At 42.9% G+C, this 17,955-nt stretch carries 20 protein-coding genes; 9 read left to right on the forward strand and 11 right to left on the reverse strand.

What is annotated here, in order from left to right; all coding sequences use genetic code 11:
• Nucleotides 1-48 precede the first annotated feature (48 nt).
• The 4 genes from BM375_RS02235 to BM375_RS02250 all read left to right on the forward strand — a co-directional run bounded on the left by BM375_RS02235 (nt 49) and on the right by BM375_RS02250 (nt 3,016).
• Complete coding sequence (locus BM375_RS02235; protein WP_093363513.1) at nt 49-771, forward strand: YoaK family protein; 723 nt, start codon at nt 49-51, stop codon at nt 769-771.
• Between the two features lie 150 nt (nt 772-921).
• Nucleotides 922-1,332 (forward strand): Rrf2 family transcriptional regulator, encoded by a 411-nt coding sequence (locus BM375_RS02240; RefSeq protein ID WP_093363514.1) that lies wholly within the window; start codon nt 922-924, stop codon nt 1,330-1,332.
• 152 nt (nt 1,333-1,484) lie between these two features.
• Entirely contained in the window at nt 1,485-2,330 is an 846-nt protein-coding gene (locus tag BM375_RS02245; RefSeq protein ID WP_093363515.1) for an SDR family oxidoreductase, read from the forward strand.
• Between the two features lie 38 nt (nt 2,331-2,368).
• Complete coding sequence (locus tag BM375_RS02250) at nt 2,369-3,016, forward strand: NAD(P)H-binding protein (RefSeq protein WP_093363516.1); 648 nt, start codon at nt 2,369-2,371, stop codon at nt 3,014-3,016.
• Between the two features lie 9 nt (nt 3,017-3,025).
• On the opposite strand, the gene BM375_RS17115 is transcribed toward BM375_RS02250, so the two are convergent.
• From BM375_RS17115 to BM375_RS02275, 6 genes are all read right to left on the reverse strand, one after another.
• Nucleotides 3,026-3,184 carry a hypothetical protein gene (locus tag BM375_RS17115; protein ID WP_170852538.1) on the reverse strand — a complete coding sequence of 53 codons (159 nt, stop codon included), beginning with the start codon at nt 3,182-3,184 and terminating at the stop codon, nt 3,026-3,028.
• Nucleotides 3,177-3,380: a hypothetical protein gene (locus BM375_RS02255; RefSeq protein ID WP_093363517.1), complete on the reverse strand. Its 204-nt coding sequence runs from the start codon at nt 3,378-3,380 to the stop codon at nt 3,177-3,179. The genes BM375_RS17115 and BM375_RS02255 overlap by 8 nt, the downstream gene beginning before the upstream one ends.
• A gap of 93 nt (nt 3,381-3,473) precedes the next feature.
• On the reverse strand, nt 3,474-3,878 hold the full coding sequence (locus tag BM375_RS02260; RefSeq protein ID WP_093363518.1) for a DUF5675 family protein: 405 nt from the start codon (nt 3,876-3,878) through the stop codon (nt 3,474-3,476).
• Between the two features lie 129 nt (nt 3,879-4,007).
• Nucleotides 4,008-4,631, reverse strand: coding sequence for a fibronectin type III domain-containing protein (locus BM375_RS02265; protein ID WP_093363519.1), 624 nt, complete (start codon nt 4,629-4,631; stop codon nt 4,008-4,010).
• A gap of 591 nt (nt 4,632-5,222) precedes the next feature.
• Entirely contained in the window at nt 5,223-5,504 is a 282-nt protein-coding gene (locus tag BM375_RS02270) for a hypothetical protein (RefSeq protein ID WP_139227477.1), read from the reverse strand.
• 110 nt (nt 5,505-5,614) lie between these two features.
• Nucleotides 5,615-6,580, reverse strand: a complete 966-nt coding sequence (locus BM375_RS02275) for a hypothetical protein (RefSeq protein ID WP_093363521.1) — start codon at nt 6,578-6,580, stop codon at nt 5,615-5,617.
• Between the two features lie 316 nt (nt 6,581-6,896).
• Between BM375_RS02275 and BM375_RS02280 the strand changes: the two genes are divergently transcribed.
• Nucleotides 6,897-7,286, forward strand: a complete 390-nt coding sequence (locus tag BM375_RS02280; protein ID WP_093363522.1) for a hypothetical protein — start codon at nt 6,897-6,899, stop codon at nt 7,284-7,286.
• 127 nt (nt 7,287-7,413) lie between these two features.
• A complete protein-coding gene (locus BM375_RS02285) occupies nt 7,414-8,415 on the forward strand; it encodes an AraC family transcriptional regulator (RefSeq protein ID WP_170852565.1) in 1,002 nt (333 codons plus the stop codon).
• Nucleotides 8,416-8,497: 82 nt separating this feature from the next.
• On the opposite strand, the gene BM375_RS02290 is transcribed toward BM375_RS02285, so the two are convergent.
• Nucleotides 8,498-9,043, reverse strand: a complete 546-nt coding sequence (locus BM375_RS02290) for a hypothetical protein (RefSeq protein ID WP_139227478.1) — start codon at nt 9,041-9,043, stop codon at nt 8,498-8,500.
• A gap of 403 nt (nt 9,044-9,446) precedes the next feature.
• On the opposite strand from BM375_RS02290, the gene BM375_RS02295 reads away from it, so the two are divergent.
• Nucleotides 9,447-10,217, forward strand: a complete 771-nt coding sequence (locus BM375_RS02295) for an SDR family oxidoreductase (protein ID WP_244525797.1) — start codon at nt 9,447-9,449, stop codon at nt 10,215-10,217.
• 95 nt (nt 10,218-10,312) lie between these two features.
• Here the strand turns inward: BM375_RS02295 and BM375_RS02300 are convergent, their stop codons facing one another.
• The gene (locus BM375_RS02300) at nt 10,313-10,945 is read right to left on the reverse strand and encodes a hypothetical protein (protein WP_093363526.1); all 633 of its coding nucleotides are present in this window, start codon (nt 10,943-10,945) and stop codon (nt 10,313-10,315) included.
• A gap of 216 nt (nt 10,946-11,161) precedes the next feature.
• On the opposite strand from BM375_RS02300, the gene BM375_RS02305 reads away from it, so the two are divergent.
• Entirely contained in the window at nt 11,162-11,848 is a 687-nt protein-coding gene (locus BM375_RS02305; protein WP_139227479.1) for a MauE/DoxX family redox-associated membrane protein, read from the forward strand.
• A gap of 149 nt (nt 11,849-11,997) precedes the next feature.
• Nucleotides 11,998-12,399, forward strand: a complete 402-nt coding sequence (locus BM375_RS02310; RefSeq protein ID WP_093363528.1) for a hypothetical protein — start codon at nt 11,998-12,000, stop codon at nt 12,397-12,399.
• Between the two features lie 53 nt (nt 12,400-12,452).
• Here BM375_RS02310 and BM375_RS02315 read toward each other — a convergent pair whose 3' ends face one another.
• From BM375_RS02315 to BM375_RS02325, 3 genes are all read right to left on the reverse strand, one after another.
• Nucleotides 12,453-13,829, reverse strand: coding sequence for a RagB/SusD family nutrient uptake outer membrane protein (locus BM375_RS02315; protein WP_170852566.1), 1,377 nt, complete (start codon nt 13,827-13,829; stop codon nt 12,453-12,455).
• Between the two features lie 11 nt (nt 13,830-13,840).
• Entirely contained in the window at nt 13,841-17,026 is a 3,186-nt protein-coding gene (locus BM375_RS02320; RefSeq protein ID WP_139227480.1) for a TonB-dependent receptor domain-containing protein, read from the reverse strand.
• A partial coding sequence (locus tag BM375_RS02325) for a redoxin domain-containing protein (RefSeq protein ID WP_212611608.1) occupies nt 17,023-17,955 on the reverse strand: 933 nt, incomplete at its 5' end. The genes BM375_RS02320 and BM375_RS02325, both read right to left, overlap by 4 nt.

Raw genomic sequence — 17,955 nt, forward strand, 5'->3', positions numbered from 1 at the left:
AATGAACTTAATTATGTATCTTTGTGTATTTCAGATTCACAGTCAAAAATGTTTCGTCACAAGGGGAAAAGAAGAAACTATACACATAATTTAAAGTTGGCATCGATGCTTTCGTTTGTTGCTGGCTTGGTTAATGTAAGCGGCGTTATGCAGTTGCAGGTTCTTACAACCAATGTTACCGGCCACTTCGCCTATTTTGCAGAAAATATCGTCCTGTATAAGTATGCGGCTTCTATTGTGTTCGTGCTTTATGTTATAGCTTTTTTGCTAGGTGCATTTTGTTCGAGTCTGTTAATTGAATTATTTTCACGAAAACCAGTTGTAAGTGTATATATATTTCCGATTTCCATTGAAATACTTTCCTTGCTTTTTGTCATTTGGTTCGGCTCAACAACAGCGAATGGCGATGTATTAGCTTTTGTTTTATTATTTGCCATGGGAATCCAAAATGCACTAGTTACGCGGGTTTCTAATTCTGTCGTACGGACCACGCATTTAACCGGTTTATTTACTGATCTGGGTATAGAATTATCACTGTTGATTTTTAAACCCAGCAATCAACAGGGTTCAAGAAAGCTGAAACAAGGTATTTATTTAAAACTTACTATTATCTTATTCTTTTTCGTCGGCTCTATACTGGGCGGTTTTTTAGTTTTACAATTCCATTTTAAAACCCTCTTAGTCGCGGTGGGCTGCTTAATAATGGCTATGTTTTATGATTATTTTAAACTTAGCTACGTCCATCTAAAAAGAAGGCTGTCCCATCATTAAGGCCCTAAGAGAGATTCGTTCATTTGGCAATGGAACGATCGTCATTTCTACTAACAAAAAAATCGGCTGTCTCATCACAGAGATTATTTCATTTTTTAAATGTAATAACACTTGTTACATTTAAATATTATTACTACCTTTGTCCTCTATATGAACAACACGCGATTTGCAACGGTCATCCATTTTCTCACGATTTTGGCTAAAAGTCCCGATCAGTGGCTCAATTCCGATTGGATAGCTAACAGCATCCAAATCAACCCCGTTATTGTGCGTAAAGAATTGGGTCTTTTGCAGGAGCAGGGTTGGGTTATCAGCAGAAAAGGGAAAGATGGTGGATCCATGTTGGGCGTGCCGAGTAGCAAAATAAGCCTGGCAGATATTTATAAAGCTGTAAAAAACGCAAATGTCCTGGGGAAAAAAAATCTAAATCCCAATCCAAAATGTAGCGTTGGGAAACAGGTCAACACCGCGTTGGACAAACTTTTTACCGAGACAGACGAGGTCGTCTGTGCCGCTCTTTCACACAAAACACTTAAAAATTTCGTAGAGCAATTTGCATAGTTTTTTTTGACATTTAATGTAACATATTTTATTACAAATAAGAATCATTTCACGCATAAACAATTTATTTGAATGAGACCGATAGCATATGACACACAAGGCTATAATTATTGTATCGAGTTCTCGTCCATCCTGATAAAAATTAAAAAAAAATGAAAATAGGAATCACAGGTGCTACCGGACAACTAGGTCGTTTGGTAGTAGAAAAATTAAAACAACGCGTAAACGCAGAGAAATTAGTCGCACTCGTCCGCTCGCCGGAAAAAGCCGCGGATTTAGGCATCGAAGCCATCACGTTCGATTACACCAAACCCGAAACGTTGGCCGCCGGGCTTCAAGGTATAGATTATCTCCTGCTCATCTCCGGGAATGAGGTTGGCCAACGTAAAGTGCAGCATGAAAATGTGATCAATGCTGCGCGTCAGGCCGGTATCCAATGGATTGTTTACACCAGCCTACTTCATGCAGACAGGTCTTCTTTGAGCTTAGCTGCAGAACACATCCAGACCGAAGAACTGCTTAAAACTTCGGGTATCCCCCATACTATTTTAAGAAACGGTTGGTATACTGAAAACTATACAGCGTCTATCCCCGGGGCCGTTGGAGCGGGTGCTTTTGTCGGTAGCGCAGGCGAGGGCAAGATTTCCTCTGCTTCGCGTGCAGACTATGCGGAAGCCGCAGCCGTTGTGCTGAGCAGCGAAGGCCATATCGGAAAAGTTTATGAACTTGCCGGCGATGAAGCTTATACGCTAAAAGATCTTGCCGCGGAAATTTCCAAGCAAACAGGCCAGGATATTCCTTATAATAATCTCTCCGAACAAGAGTATGCCGGGGTACTGACCTCTTTAGGCCTCCCTGAAACGCTTGCACAAGCAATTGCCAGCTGGGATATAGGCGCCTCCAAAGGAGATCTTTTCGATGATCAGAAAGTACTTTCCGGTCTAATCGGACATCCTACTACGTCATTGGGTGCATCTGTTGAGGAAGCACTGGCTTAAATTTTGCTATTTTTGGTGATTAAAAACAGGAGGAAACCATGCATGCATTAGTAATCGGGGCTACCGGGGCCACAGGCCAGGACCTATTGGATTTATTACTGAAAGACGATAGCGTTCAGCAAATAACTGTATTTGTTAGACGGCCATTGGCCCTGCAGCATGAAAAGCTTCGAGTGCATGTTATTGATTTTGACCATCCTATCCAATGGCAGCATCTGGTAAAAGGCGATGTACTTTTCTCCTGCTTAGGCACGACCCTTCAAGCGGCCGGAAGCAAGGAAGCGCAGTGGAAAATCGATTATGATTATCAATATCAATTTGCGCGGGCCGCGCGGGAAAACGATGTGCCTAGTCTCGTTCTTGTATCGTCGGGCTTTGCATCATCTACATCCCTGTTTTTTTACACTAAAATGAAAGGGCAATTGGAGGAAGATATACAGGTGTTGGGTTTCCCTCACTTGCATATCTTCCGTCCGCCTGCTCTGATACGGAAAAACAGCAACCGCAAGGGTGAATTGTTCGGTATAAGGTTTATGCGTTTTCTGAATACGCTAGGCCTCTTGCGCGCCCAACGGCCTTTACCGACCGAGGTACTGGCGCAGGCCCTGATACAAGTTGCTAAAACACCGTCAAAACAGGTAGCTACCTATGCTGGCGAAGCCATCTGGAAGGCTGCAGCAAGTTAAAAGACAGGCTTACCGTTTCCGTTTCCCCTCCATCAGCCTGCTGACCAGAAAACTGACAATAGCGCCTGTGGCTGCCAACACCGCTGTCTTGACCATATCGTCAAGGGTAATGCTGCCAAAGATCGAGCAGAGGGTACCACCAAGGGTACCCACCTGTATATTAGTCAACGGCTTCACTGCCATCCTCCTCCCCCTCCGCGGTTGACGTTGCCGGGTCTTCTGTCCTATCCGACAAGACCGCATCTAGCACTCCTAAGCCTACCGCCACATATTTCAACATGTTTAACGCCTTTCCCGGCAGTTTTATCGGCGCCAGCAGTACCACTTGTACCGCTTGGCTGATTTTTTTTACTATTTTTTTCATTTTTTTTTAAAACGTTAGAAGGTTAAGGAGTTAAGAGGTTAGAGGGTTAGAGAGATCTAACTTTCTAACTACCTCTAACTTTCTAACTCAGTCTCACTTTATTAATAAAAACACCTCTCCGCCCTCATCCCACAGGCTGTAGACCAAGGTTTTCAATTTCTCCAATGCCTTTCGGCTTTCGGTGCCTGTGCCTTGCCCTGTTAGGGTCGTGACGGGTGCGATGCAGCCCATCAGCTCCTTCATCGCATTATTGGCGGTATGGATCAAGATGGCTTCGCGTCCCAAAACATGGGGAATACCAATCTGCTCACCATGCTTGGTGTATTTACGTTTTTCCAGCTTATAACGTCCCTGGGGAATACAGCTGATCCGCTGTATATTGTTCCGGTCAGGCAATTCAATCGTATGGCAGATTTTCTCACCTTGATAATAAATCGTTCCATTAGTTCCCTGTTCTCCATAAATCCGTTGGAGAATGAGGGTATGTGGTTTTTTCATTTTTAGTATTGGGTATTGAGTATTGGGTATTGGGTATTGAGTATTGAGTATTTGTTAGTGGTCAGTTTCAGGCAGGGACCGGAGTCCCTAACCTTAAACTGCCAACATTAAACTTTAAACATTTAACCCTCATCTAACCAGGATACGCGCCGTATCGCTCCAATCCCCTACTCCGTGGGTATTGACGGCGCGGACACGTACCTCGTAGCGTTGCGCCACTTCCAATGGGGCAATGATATTCGCCTTGGAGGAGCTAGTCACCAAACGGTCGCTCCACTCGGACTCGCTTTCCATCCGATACTGATATTCGTACATCAGTACCTTTCGTTGCGATTCGAAGTCCAGTCTAACGTGTCCTGATTGCCTGCCATCGCTAAGTCTCACCCGCTCCACTTTCAAGGGTACCTGTACGATAGTCCCCGCACTATTGGTTTGAAAACCGGAACTCAAGAGCGTAGACAGATGCCCCTGTGCGATGCCATTGACATAGTATGCCAGTTTCTGCAAGGCGAGCTGTAAAGGCTCCCGACTCTCATTTTTGAGGGCAGTTTCCTCAGGCGAACCTCTCCTGCGCGCTGCTGCGAGTTTTGTAGAAAAATCATCCAACAAGTCCTGTACATCCTCCAAAGAAGGAGATGGTGTCGGGAAATGTGGGTTGTCCGTCATGGCGCCGACAATCGTATTTGCCGCCACCACGAGCTCATCGTCTTTCATTCGTGCAAAGCCGATAAGCGCTTTAAATTTAGTAGCCATTTTGTTTTTTTTTCTTAGTATTGAGTATTGAGTAGTGAGTATTGAGTTATTCCTCGTCACTGATCACTTGTCACTCATCACTAGTCACTGATCACTGGTTACTCATCACCCGTCACTCTTCTGTTCTCCTCGCGAGATTGAACAAGACAAACATAATGAGCCCTTTAGCTTCAAATGAACTTTTGATAGGATTTGATAGAAATTGATAAGATTTGATAAAAGCAGGGAGGAAAAACCGTCATTTTGCACATATACAATGACTCTTTGCGGGTATACAAAATGTTTCTGTACTGTGTCAGCATCATTCTGTACATGTACAAAACCACGCTGCGCATGTGCAGAACGACACTGATCCTTGTCTCAATGACACAGTACATGTACAGCGTGGTGCTGCACCCTGTCAGCGCTATGCTGCACCTGTTCAAAGCCCCGCTGACAGGTGACTGTCAAAGAAAGCACCCTGACAGATTGATTGTGCATAGGTGCACGACCAACCTGTCAGGGTTCAGAGCCGCTGTTGTCATGTGCATTTGTGCGCTGCATATGTGCAAAGCCTCACCGATATTTGTCGTAGCCTTGTATCATCGGCTATTAGATGCGCCCTTTTCGTCTGCTTTCTTCCAATGCTTTCACGAGGTCTTCCTCAAAATAGAGGTCAGATCCACTTAAGCGCATCGGGTTTAGGATTTCTTTTTTTAGATTACGGTTATACGTGGGCTCGGTCATTTTAACCTTCTCCATAACCTCCTGTTTGGTCCATAGACGACGTTCAGCCAGTGGCTTTTGTTTCTGATCAAGATCCACTTTGATTTCCTGTAGTACATTGCTGATGGTACGCAGCAATTCTGCAATTTCTTTTAGCGATGATTCCATAATTTGACTTTCCTTCAAAAATGAAGACCTGCCCAAATCCGGACATACCACTTCCATGGCCTGTCCACAAGGTCTTGGTTAAACAATCCGTAAAATAGATAGCTTACTGCTTAGGCATATTCAAACCATTCGTTCCAACAATCACGCGGCAAACTATCCCTTATTATTTCATGATGCGCTAATTCTTGTTCAAACCACTCCGACACATGCAGCAATTTCTGCAACCCTTTCTCATCCAACGTTGATTTTTCATAAAACCCCTTACAAATAGCTGAGGAAGCCTGCAACCGGTATTTTGATGATTTGCTCCTTCTAAGGTGATACATGTTCACATACCGCCCGTTGGCAATCTTAAGAAACCAGTGCTTCGATTTCCAATCCATTATTACTTTTGCAGAAAAAAGTGTAAGGATCACTTCACCGTTAGTCATATATAAAACACTTCCCTTTCTTTTCGATACGAATACCAAAATATCCAGGGTTTGCACCGTATTTATCCAAGCCACAGGCTCGAGAATAGTGCTTTCCGCCTTCACTTCCATTACCGTCGATGGTTCAGTATGCATATCTGCAAGCAAATTCAATTGTTTTTCCTTCCATTGTATCAACTGCTTTGCTTTTTTTCTGAGCGCATGCCTATACATATAATAAAAAATGGAATAGGAAGGTTTCCATGCCAATAGGCCTACGTAGAGGAGCAACACCAGTACAAAGGTGGGGAAGCCACGTTTTAAATATCCTGAGGACCTGAGGTCGCTCCCGATCAGGGTATATAAGAAGCTCAATAAGAAAAGATGAAACAGCCCAACTGTTAAACAGGCTAGTATATAAAAGAGAATATGTTGCACCCACGGTGGCCTGCGTGCATACACCATAAACCAATTAACGGTCACTTTTTTAAGCCAACTGATGCCCCACATATAGAGCCATAGCAACAGCAGTGTAAAAGCAAAGAACCAAAAGAAAGTAGGCTGTGATAAATAATATTGAAATTCAAAAAAACGTGTATTGGTATTCAACAGATAAGCGACCAAAACAGAACATAGCAATGTATAAATAAACAAAGTCTTTCTCATAGTAAAGGTGGTTTTACAGCTTAGTCAGCAGTAATCATAATCCGATGTAATGGCTAATATAAGTTTTTTCTGCACATAATCGCAAAATCAAAGCCTCCAACCTGCTTTTTTTATATCTTTTTTTCCGTAAAACCACCTAAAAAACACGCTATATACTGGTGGAAACAGCCCATCTGTCCCTCTCTTTTTAGCTCTATGGCTCCATAATCCCTCAACTGGGATTCAAATTTCCCAACTGGGACTAAAATCCCGCTTATAACATTGATTTGCGCGATTTATCTCATTTTATTTGTGACAATAAATTTTAAACTTTACAATGAAACAGCTATTAAACACCGCGGGAGTTGCTCAAGTTGAAGCAACTATACTCGCATTACCGCCACAGGAGTTCAAGCGGGAGACAAATTTATTACGGCAAGATCTACCCCTTTGGTTGCAGCGGCATGTTCAACTGACCGAACCGGAGGTACGGCAGCTTAATGAAATGCCCGAGCAGTTCAAGAAAGACCTTGCCGAAGCTATTGCCTTGACATGGGAAAACGGAGGTATTGTCTCCTTCACCAAAAACGGTGAAAAATCAAAAGATGAAGAAAATGAAAACCCGAAAGACATTTTTTTTAAAGAGCACAAGGTAAGTGCCTGGCGTGTCGGTAGCACCGAAAGCACAATTTATACTACGCTCTCCATTGAGATTGTCTATCGTTAGTTCTTCCATGTTGCGCTAATACCGCTGCTCCCTTTCCAAAATCCGGGGAGCAGTGGTTCATTCTTTACCACAGTCTGCGATGGCGTGCATAGCTACGATTATCAGACTCCAAAGTTGTACTAACGCTATGAAAAAAAGTTTGCATTTCGGTCTACACGACTATTTTGAGATAGTTAGCTCCATTAAAGAACTCACACAGATATCGCCAAAACTTCGCTTACGTCACAGTGCTGAAACCTATTGGAAACAGCAAAACGAGGAAGCTATCCTCCAGGAGTTTGATGGCTATTTTGGTTTTCTCTATTATCTGGAAATACTCCTTGAAGAAACCAGGGTTATACCCCTGGAAGTAGATAAATCAGATTTACATATACTCTACCTATTATCCAGTTCGGGTATGGTCACACTCATGGATGATGACACAAAGCCTATCGTTAACCTGCGCAGCAGCAGAGCCAGCTACCTGTATTTACCACCCGAAGAATATACGCTGTGTCTGCCGGAAGGGCGAAGTCAGCTTTTCGGGCTTTATTTCCGTAGTAAAATATTCCGCATGGGCAACGAACGGCCTTATGATTTTCTGCAGCCGCTGCTTTCTGCTTATCATTCGGACTCCCCTGCCCCCATGGTAAGCAAAGATTTTAGGATAGGCCCGCGTACACGTTTATCGATAGAAGCACTCGCCCGTGATCTTCAAGCTAAACAACTCAATAACGAAGGCTTTATATTGGATAAACTCATTAAACTCATCGAGCTTTCAAAAGATAAAGTCGGTGAAGAGGAAAACAAGACCCATTACGAACTCCGTCTTGCAGAACAAGCGCAACAATTGATAGGGCTTTATGTAGAACAGGAAGGACAGATGGCTAATCTGAAAAATCTAGAAAAAGATCTGAACATTACCTTAGCCAGCATCAACCGTATGCACCTGCGGTATTTCGGAAAGACTTTGCGGACACTCCGCGACAGGCTACTTATCGATCGAGCCTGCACCTTTCTGCGCTCCGGATTTTCGCCTACCCAATGCGCCTACATACTCAATTACAACTCGCCTGAGGCCTTTTACCACTTTTTTAAACGTAAGACGGGGCTAAGCCCCGCCAGCTATATCAAAATCAACGTGCGGTGATTATTTTCGCTACAGGGCGGTCCATCTTCACTAGTGCCCTTTAGCGTAAAGCTAAAACAGATCTGCATCTGCCAGGTTTATCTCAAAACTTTATGGGTTTTCTGCTGATATAAATAATAGCAGGCTCTCCATAGGACGGGTATCGGCGCGTGTTCGCATCCACCTGCTGCCACTCAAAGCGCGTACCATCAGCACCGACATACATGCGGTCATTGGCATCCATGTACAGGTATTGCAAGGTTCTTTCAAAAGGAAAGTAAAAAGACAGCTCCGATCCGTTCACCACTTTTACGAGACGATCCGGCTGGCGCAACGTGCCGCCGTGCACTTCATCCGGAATGGGCTCTTGCGGAACAATGGCATAGTAGCTATCAGAGCCCTTACGGACGATTTTACGTTCGACTCTTAGCTCATCGTACACCTTAACATCGTACTTCCACTTCTGCCAGGTTCTACCATTGTCCACGGAGCTGTAAGTCGGGTGTATAGCCTCTTGCTCCCCGTTGATGAACCCATTCAATGCCAACAATTCTTTTTGGTGCTTATAAAAACCCGCGATCCCAACACCTGCATCATATACCATCTGCCAGGATGCACCCTGATCCGTCGTTATAAAGAGCTCGTCCATGCGCGCTATGAGCAGCGTGTCCTCGATGTTTCCATAGATCGCGGTAATCCGCCCCCAGTGATCCGGCAGGTTTATCTTGATCCAATGTTCGTCTGTCATTTCGGGATCCACTGGCCCAGGATTATCTTTGGAACAGGCGCCAAAAAACAACACGAATAGAACAGCTACAGCTAATTTATTAATCATGCGGCAATTATAGCTAAATAATTGTGTTTTTTCAACACTTCTAGAAATTAAACCCACGGTATGATCTTGCCTTAAATAAAGGCCCATCGCCATATGCAGTAATTAAACATTTGACCATAAATCGACAAAACCGGACATGCAAAACGGTAAATTTGAATATAAATCCAGCAATACACTATTGTCTTCTGGTTTTAAATATTAAGATATGAATAATAAAGTGATAATTGTTACCGGAGCAGCTATGGGGCTTGGTCTTGCTGCTGCCCAAGAGTTTGCCGCCCGAGGCGCTAAACTTGTATTGGTCGATTACAACAACGAAGCGCTGGAAAAAGCTGCAGATGAGATTCGTAAAGATTTTCCTGCTGTAGAAATCGCTACTTTCGTGGCCGATGTTTCTAAGGAGGAGGATGTAAAGGGTTACGTTGCCCTTGCCGAGTCTAAATTTGGCAGAATCGATGGCCTTTACAACAATGCCGGCATCGAAGGCCGCCAAGCTCCCCTCACCGAATATGATCTCGATGTATTCAAGAAAGTGGTGGATATTAATTTAATGGGTGTTTATTACGGCATGCGCTATGTTATCCCCGTCATGCAAAAACAAAAATACGGCCGTATTGTCAATGTGGCATCTGTCGGTGGTATCCGCGGTGTCGTCAACCAGACACCCTACGTCGCCACGAAGCACGCTGTATCCGGTATGACTAAAAATGCAGCTATCGAGTACGGTAAAGATGGTGTACTGACCAATGCCATCGCACCAGGGGCAATCTTAACACCGATGGTAGCTGAAGCTTTCAAGCAGGTAAACCCAGCTAACCCCGCTGATGCAGAGCGCGAATATGCACAGCGCAACCCTACGCGCGCCTTAGGACAACCGGAGCACGTAGCGAAGCTTGTCGCCTTCCTTATCGGTGAAGAAAATGGCTACGTAAATGGACAAACCATCGCTATAGATGGTGGTGAATCTAATTTATATGGCAACTCTTAATACGAATACAAACTACTGAGATTACCATAAAAGAACTCCCGAGGCTAATACCTCGGGAGTTTATAACCAAATTTGACCCTGATTTAAAAGCGCATCTACTTTTTCGCATTATAGTAATACCTTACATTACAATAAAGGAGGGTATCCGATTGCAGCTTCATATCTTCCAACGTAGGGAATTGGTATGAATCTTCGTAAAAAAACCGTTCGTCCGTCAGGAATCCTTCTTCCATGCGCGAGATATAATAACTCCACCCATCGGGCCGTGCTTTCACCAGCCTATAAAAAGAGCGGTCATAAACGATACCTTCGTCTTTGGGGAGCATAAAACCATAGATCTGCCAGAACTTCGCGTATATATTCCAGCGAAACAACGAATCTTTTTCGGCTACTTTATATGCAAACTTATTGGCTTCGTACCGTGTTGGAAACTCAATCAATGTATCTTGCAGTACCTGGATGGAGTCCAGGATTTCCAAGTCAAACTTACTACCTCCACCAAACATCTGCGGGAAATATGCCGCAGGGTCGGTCACGGTAGCCGAGCGATCCACCCCACCATCCGCTGATCCCACATAGAGTCTGGTCTCCATGATCTCCATCCGTTCAAAGCGAAAAATTTTCGTAAGATCGCTTACAGGCTCAGGCTGTGGATCATCCTTTGAACAACTCAGGAAAAACAGAAATAAAAATCCCGACAGGGCGAGTATCGATTCTTTATTGATCATAACGAGCTAGCGAATGATGGTTTTTGATAGAAACAGCGGCAAGTATACACATAATATCTGCTATTTTCAATTCTGCCCAGCACAAACAACACATTTATACCCCCTCGTCATTTCCGATCAGTTCAAGATATCATTTCCTATCAGTTCCTGCTTTGTTTTGTACTGTAGCTTTGTATCAGACACTGGGTCATAACGATCAGCGCTAAATATAAAGCAATGAAAACACAGCTAAGACATATCGCCGCATACAGCATCCGCATCTTCCTGATGGTGTTCTGGTTGTATGTTGCTTTGGATAAGCTGTGGGGTCTGCCGACATTTCATTACGCCCTACTCCGTCAGCCTTTTCCGAATTGGTGGGCGGATATACTCTATTGGGCGCTGCCTTTAGCGGAACTGGGGATAGCCCTTTTATTCCTTATTTCTTCGCCTTTTTCCGTGATTCAGCCGATCCACCAACTGGCGGAGAGGTCGGAACTTGGAAAAAGAGAAAGTAAAGGTGTCACCCGGAGTGCTTCGTCGAGCTCAGCACAGGCACTGTCGAAGGGTGCCCCTTTCCTCCTCTCAGCCCTGTTGCTCCTCGCCTTTACCATTTACATCGCCCTTGGCGTAGCCGGCTTCTATGCTCAGCGCCCCTGTGGCTGCGCCTCGGTATTCAGTGGACTTTCGTGGGATTGGCACCTCCTTGCAAACATCGTATTATTGGGCCTGTCTATACTGGGAAAATCGCTCTACGAATCGTCTGCACCCACAGACCATGGCACTGAGCAATATGCATACGCAGGCGGCGGCCAGCCCACATTTGTATCCTGTACTATCTCATTTTACCATTTTCTAATGTTCATGCGCAAAAGGTTTCCACGGAGATTCGCACCCTTCCCGGGCAGGCCGGTAGATGAATAAATTATGATACGTGATGGCGCACCCCGTAAAAAGCGCACCCGAGGTATTAAACAGCATGATACACCTCGTCAAAGCAATGTATCGTGAACAGTAAAAATTTAGAGTTTTTTGAGGTAACCTTTTTTTGCTACTATAAAAAAGGCCACAATATGAAAGCAATAACTTTCATCAAAAATAACACAATAGCCATGAGCATTGCTCTGGCAACAGTAATAGGATTCTCGGCTTTTAACGTCTTAAATGAGCCAGAAAGCGGTTGGTATGAAGTAGAGTTTATAAACCCCAATTTATCTGATCCTAATGACAGGAATGATCCGTCTAACCTTGAAATAGGGAACTATATTGGAGCATCATTACCATCTTCGGGGGATTGTCAACCGATTAATTCGCCGAATGACCGTTGTGCCGCAAACTTAGATTTGAGTAATTTTTCCGGAGCAACGACACCTACAGGAATGTCTGTAGCCACAGCAACGAGTTCTACACATAACGCTAAGGTAGAACCATCTGGAACAGGCACTTCAGATGGTTACGCCAAGAAAGACGAATAAATGATCCATATATTTCCATAAGGCGCTTTTTGAGCGCCCTATGGAAATATATACTAATCTCTATTATTTTGGGGATACCCTCCAAGTGAAACAACGTCATTCGGAAGAGGGAACGTGTACCGACTATCATTAGGCAAAAGTTTATAAGATATACCTTGAATTTCCCTTTCGATAGTTTTTGCATATTTATTCTCTCTATTCAGGCGCCTAAGGTCTTCCCACCGAAGGCCTCTAAATGCTAACTCTCGTCTCCGTTCCTGTAACACAAATAAAATAGGATCTTCACCAAAATCTGCTATACTGACTTCTCCTCCGTTCGTAAAACGCATCCTTCGTAACTTACTCAAGTCTCTGGATACATCGTCATATAGCCCTTCCCGAGCGTTACATTCAGCACGTATTAATAACATCTCTCCGATCGTCAGCCCTATAAAGACAGGTGAATTCCCAAACAACGATCCCCGAAAATAAATATTATCAATAGTACCATTATCATAATAAACTATCTTCCTAAGATCGTCATTTTCATATAACTTGTACAGCTCTTCGTCAACATGCATTCTGACCCTGCTATGGGCAAGAATTGAACCGGTGCTTGCAAAAAAAATGATTTCTGAATTGGACTCTCCGTAATCGGTGGGAAAGGAATACCTGTTCGATGTGTTCAATTGGGAGAAATCATACACATCGTCGCTGATACCCAATGTAAGTTCTGCTAACTGTTTTGCTTCTGCAAAGTCTCCGATCAATAAGTGTATCCTTGCTAATAACGCATAGGCCGCTTGCCGTGAAGGTCTAAGGTTATTTATCGTCTTGTTAGGAAGCAAATCTATCGATTCATTAAGATCTTTTATAATTTGCTGATACGTCATGTGCAAATCCGATCGCTCAACCGAAAGAGTAACATCATAGGCAAGCCTTAATGGCAAGCCTAAAAATCTATGTGTTCTGTTATCATTATATACATACGGAGGACAAAACACTTGAGCTAGCTGATAATAATTAAAAGCCCGAAAGAACAATGCCGAACCAAAAATTTCGTTCCATTCATTGACTTCTTCCGCTTTTTTGTCATATTTCTCCAGATGTTCAATAACCATATTGCACACCATGATACGTTGATAGTTTTCATTCCAATCCTGTGATGATTGTACCTCTCCAAAAATATCTGTCGCAAAGATGTACACATTTCGTTGCACCTGATCATTAATCGCTTGCCACTGTGGTGTCATTAAATAAAACTCATCACTTGAGCACATACTCAGTGAATAAGCGCCTCCATTATTGAAAAAAGACAAAGAATTATCCATCATCGCCCGATAATCGGATAGTTTAGATGGTGTAGTAATACTCTGATCCGACTTGATATTTAAATACGCATCGCTACAGGCGAAGAAAAGAATCGGTATTATAAAAATAAGTAGTCTCATATCGCTTATAATTAAAATTGTAAAGTGATCGCTCCTGCCCATATAGAAGGAGTTCTATAAAATGAAGTAGGGAAATCAGGATCTATTCCATGGTTATTCTTACGCCATACCAATCCCAAATTACGGGCATAAGCGGCTACACTGATATTTTTGACAAATCGTTTCGCGTTTCCACCAAGGGGGATACGATATGTCAAGTTTATATCCTGCAAACGAACCAGATCGCCGTCTGTAATACGGTCTTGTCCGAATTCGTATACGGAAGTTGCTGCCCGGATTTCTGAATCCACTTCGTCTAAGGAAATTTTTCGTGCCACATCAGTTGTCTGCTCGTCTCCAGGTTTTACCCACCGACGAAAATAATCATCATGATAATTACCTCTTTCTTCTCCTATAGGACTCATAGAGGATCTGCGAAACACATATCCTCCTTTATACAAGAAAAGTGCACTTAATTCAAGATTACCCATACTAATATGGGGCATACAAGAGCCATACATTGTTGGAATAGTTACTCCGGACACTTTTAAATCTTCAACCGTGTTAAACTGACGATGATAGGTCGCATATCTATCGGATACCTGACCATCAATATAAATCAGGGGCAAACCGTTCTGCGGGTTTAATCCTGATGTTGGATAACTATAAATCGCATCCTTTGATCTTCCCTTTACAGGGGCAGGATCTCCCTGTAGATAGCTAATCACGCTGACGTCAGGATTTGTACTAAATTCTTTAATCTCATTGCGTACAAAACTGAAATTGAACGTTGCGCCGACTCTTGCATTACGAAAGATACCCCAGTCTCCCCTTACCTTCATATCCACTCCTCTAGTTACGATGTCTGCATAATTAATTTTGTATTGACCGATAACTCCAGTTGTAGGATCCATATAGTCCGGTCCAATCAGATCAGATCCATTCTTAAGATATGCATCTACAGAAATATTTAACCCCAATCTCCTTGCACCGACATCCATTCCCCCATTTACTGTACGCACCTTCTCCCACCGCAATGAAGGATTGCCTACACTGGCTACCCGCGCCGAGGTGAGCCCAGTGAGATCTGTGCCAAAGATAACTACTGGATAATGAGAAATGGTTTTATTTACATTTCCCGAAATTCCATATGTCAGCCTTAACTTAAAAAGATCGAACATATTGCTTTTAAAGAAGCCCTCATTATGCAATAACCAACTCCCCCCTATAGACCAAAGAGGTACACCCCGCTGATTGGCTTTGACACCAAAAAGGTTGGAACCATCCCATCTCATACTACTGCTTATCAAAAACTTGTTTAACATTTGGTAAGCTCCATTAAAATAATATGAAATATCCCGATGGGTAAGCAACTCGTGCTTAGCGGATCCGTTGGGAATTCGCTGGGTTCCTACAGGCTTTACCGCATAATTTTGATTAAAATTGAATTGATTCGTTCCTACTAAATATTCGTCATCATAATTGTACAGTACGCTGCCAGGGAAAATTTCTTGAGTTGCATGACGAATATCACTACCAACAAGAACGTTTATGGGACCTAACTGTGTTTCTTTATCGTACGTTAACTGTATCCGTCCATAATGAGAAGCTGTTTCTGTAGGATTACCTCCTAACAAAACACCATTGTGTGGGATGATCAAGCTTCCGTTTGGTTGGGTGAACCTATTAACGAGATTTCTTACATAATAACTGTTCTTAAAATAATGGCTATGTCCGGACGAATTACTTCCCAAAAACTGATAGCCTGACTGAAATTTTAGATCTTTCCATACCGTGCCCCGTAACTGTATATCAAATTTAAATTCTCTGCTCTGACTTGATATATCTTTAAGATCACGATCTTCTATCGGTACATAATCCCAATTTAACAGACCTTGTTCTGAAGCTTGACTGGCATAATTATAGTTTAGGCCAGAAACCTGCACTGACGCAGGCTGTCCTTTATCATCCACTACCCTGATATACGGCGATATCCCTACGATAGAACCTACATCGAGTTGTGCAATACCGATTCCGTTTGATTTTCGATGTTGAGATACATACCCCAATGACCAGTCTAGGTAGAAATCCTTGAATAGATTTCTAACAACCCCAAGTCCCATACTTAATCGGGTATTCGAATCTCCGATCCTCTCCCCCAACGCTTCATTAAAGGCGACGGAAGTCCTATAACTGGTTTTATTAGCTGTACCTTGCATAGTGATATACGTCTGCTTGTTCGTTGCTTCCCTATACAGGTATTTCTCCACCTCGCGCCTCGTGTCTATACTCGAATAGTCATCATAATACACCATTAATTCAGCTTCATCTATCTCTCCTCTATCAAAACGACGTATCTGTTCGACGAACATCGGTACTGTTATATTATTATCATTACCATATATTCCATTTTTTTCGTTCTCTCGTTCGATATCCAAAACAACCTTACTAGGAAGCCACCCTTTGCCGTAATAGAAGTCTGGTTTTTTCTGAATAGTTATACTTGTTTTAGCCGATGCAGAAAACCCGATATCTTTTTGTCCTCCCTTTGAAGTCAAAACGATTACACCGTTTCCTGCACGTGCGCCCCAGATACTTGCAGCAGCAGCATCTTTTAATATCGTAATACTCTCGATAGAATTTGGATCTATATTGGACAAGCTACCTTCGTATGGAAAATTATCTAATACAATCAACGGAGAAGCGTCAGATTCAATAGTTGCCAATCCCCTGATTCTTATATCTGAAGAGTTATTTCCATTGCTATTCACAAATTGTAGACCTGGTGCTAACCCTTCCAGTTTCTCAAGAAGATTTTCGCCGACCGAGCGATCCAACATCTTATTTGAAATATGTTCGAAAGATCCGGTTGCACGTTCTTTAGGTAACTTGTAATAACCTGTTGACACCACGACTTCTTCAACTTCATTATTTGCAGGAACCAATACTATTACGTTAGGTATGGTATCAGTCGTTAGTTGTATCTGTTTTGTCTTATAGTTTAAGTGGGTTATTATCCATTTCTCACCCACCTTTTCTTTCGCAACATTGATCTTTCCCATAGCATCTGTTATTCCTATTCCCTTATTCTGACTGTCCAAAAACGAAACACCCGCTAAGGGTAAACGTGTTATGCTGTCAACAACTGTAATAGTAGTCTGCGCATGGACGTTGACATGGAGACTAAAAAAGATTAGCAATATTATTATCCCTCTCACTTTTGCCTCCCTTCTTTTATACTTCCCAAAATCATATTTAACCTCTCCATCTCCTTCACACGATCTCTCTTGTGACCGATGAAAACAACTTTACCATTAAGTATCCACACCTGACCACCGACCTGATCCTCTGAAAAAAATTGCCTGCTCAATGCCAGCGTCTCTTCACCATACAAAGAAGGAATATTCCAGCCTCGCTTATGCATAAAGATTTCTGATCGATCATATAGACCAACATTCACGGCCAACACAGCGATATCTGCAACGCTATTTTCATTCAAAAATTGTTGCCATTCATCTATAGCTGCAATGCAGGGCTTGCACCAAGGAGCCCAAAAATCAAGGATGAATAATTCAGGCTCCCTGTATTCCAGAAGTGTTACCTTACTTCGTGAAAACGGATGATTGAAAACGTTAAACTGTTCGCGCCACCAGTGTTCCGGCAAATTATCTCCTACCGAAAAAGCATCACTTTGTTTTAATATTTTCACTAAATGTATGGTACTCTTACTATTGTCCAGTCTGCCCTCTGAAAAAGCCACCAGAGCATTTTCATACCCTGAAACAGATACCTGCAATTGACCTTCGGCTTTTATGGTGCTAATGGTAAAATCACCTTCACGATTAGAGAACGCTGTCTCAGATCCTCCTATTAGTTTTACACAAGCTCCTTCAATTGGGACATTAGTATACTTACTTTTTATTTTTCCTTTGATATGAGAGATGTTTTGCCTTTCGGCAGTCCGTATCTCTACGGACTGCGCCCAGGCGTCAGATAAACTAAACATTGAAACAAATATCAGCAGTAAGCTATAGGCAGTAGGCTTTAAGCTATCCAAAATATTGCGTGTGGGTGGTTCTTGGCAGTACTGTTCACCAGACAGCTGAACAAGTCCCTTTTTGTGACTAAAAGCCATGTTTTTGTACAC

The organism is Sphingobacterium wenxiniae, from assembly GCF_900116225.1.
GTDB lineage: Bacteria > Bacteroidota > Bacteroidia > Sphingobacteriales > Sphingobacteriaceae > Sphingobacterium > Sphingobacterium wenxiniae.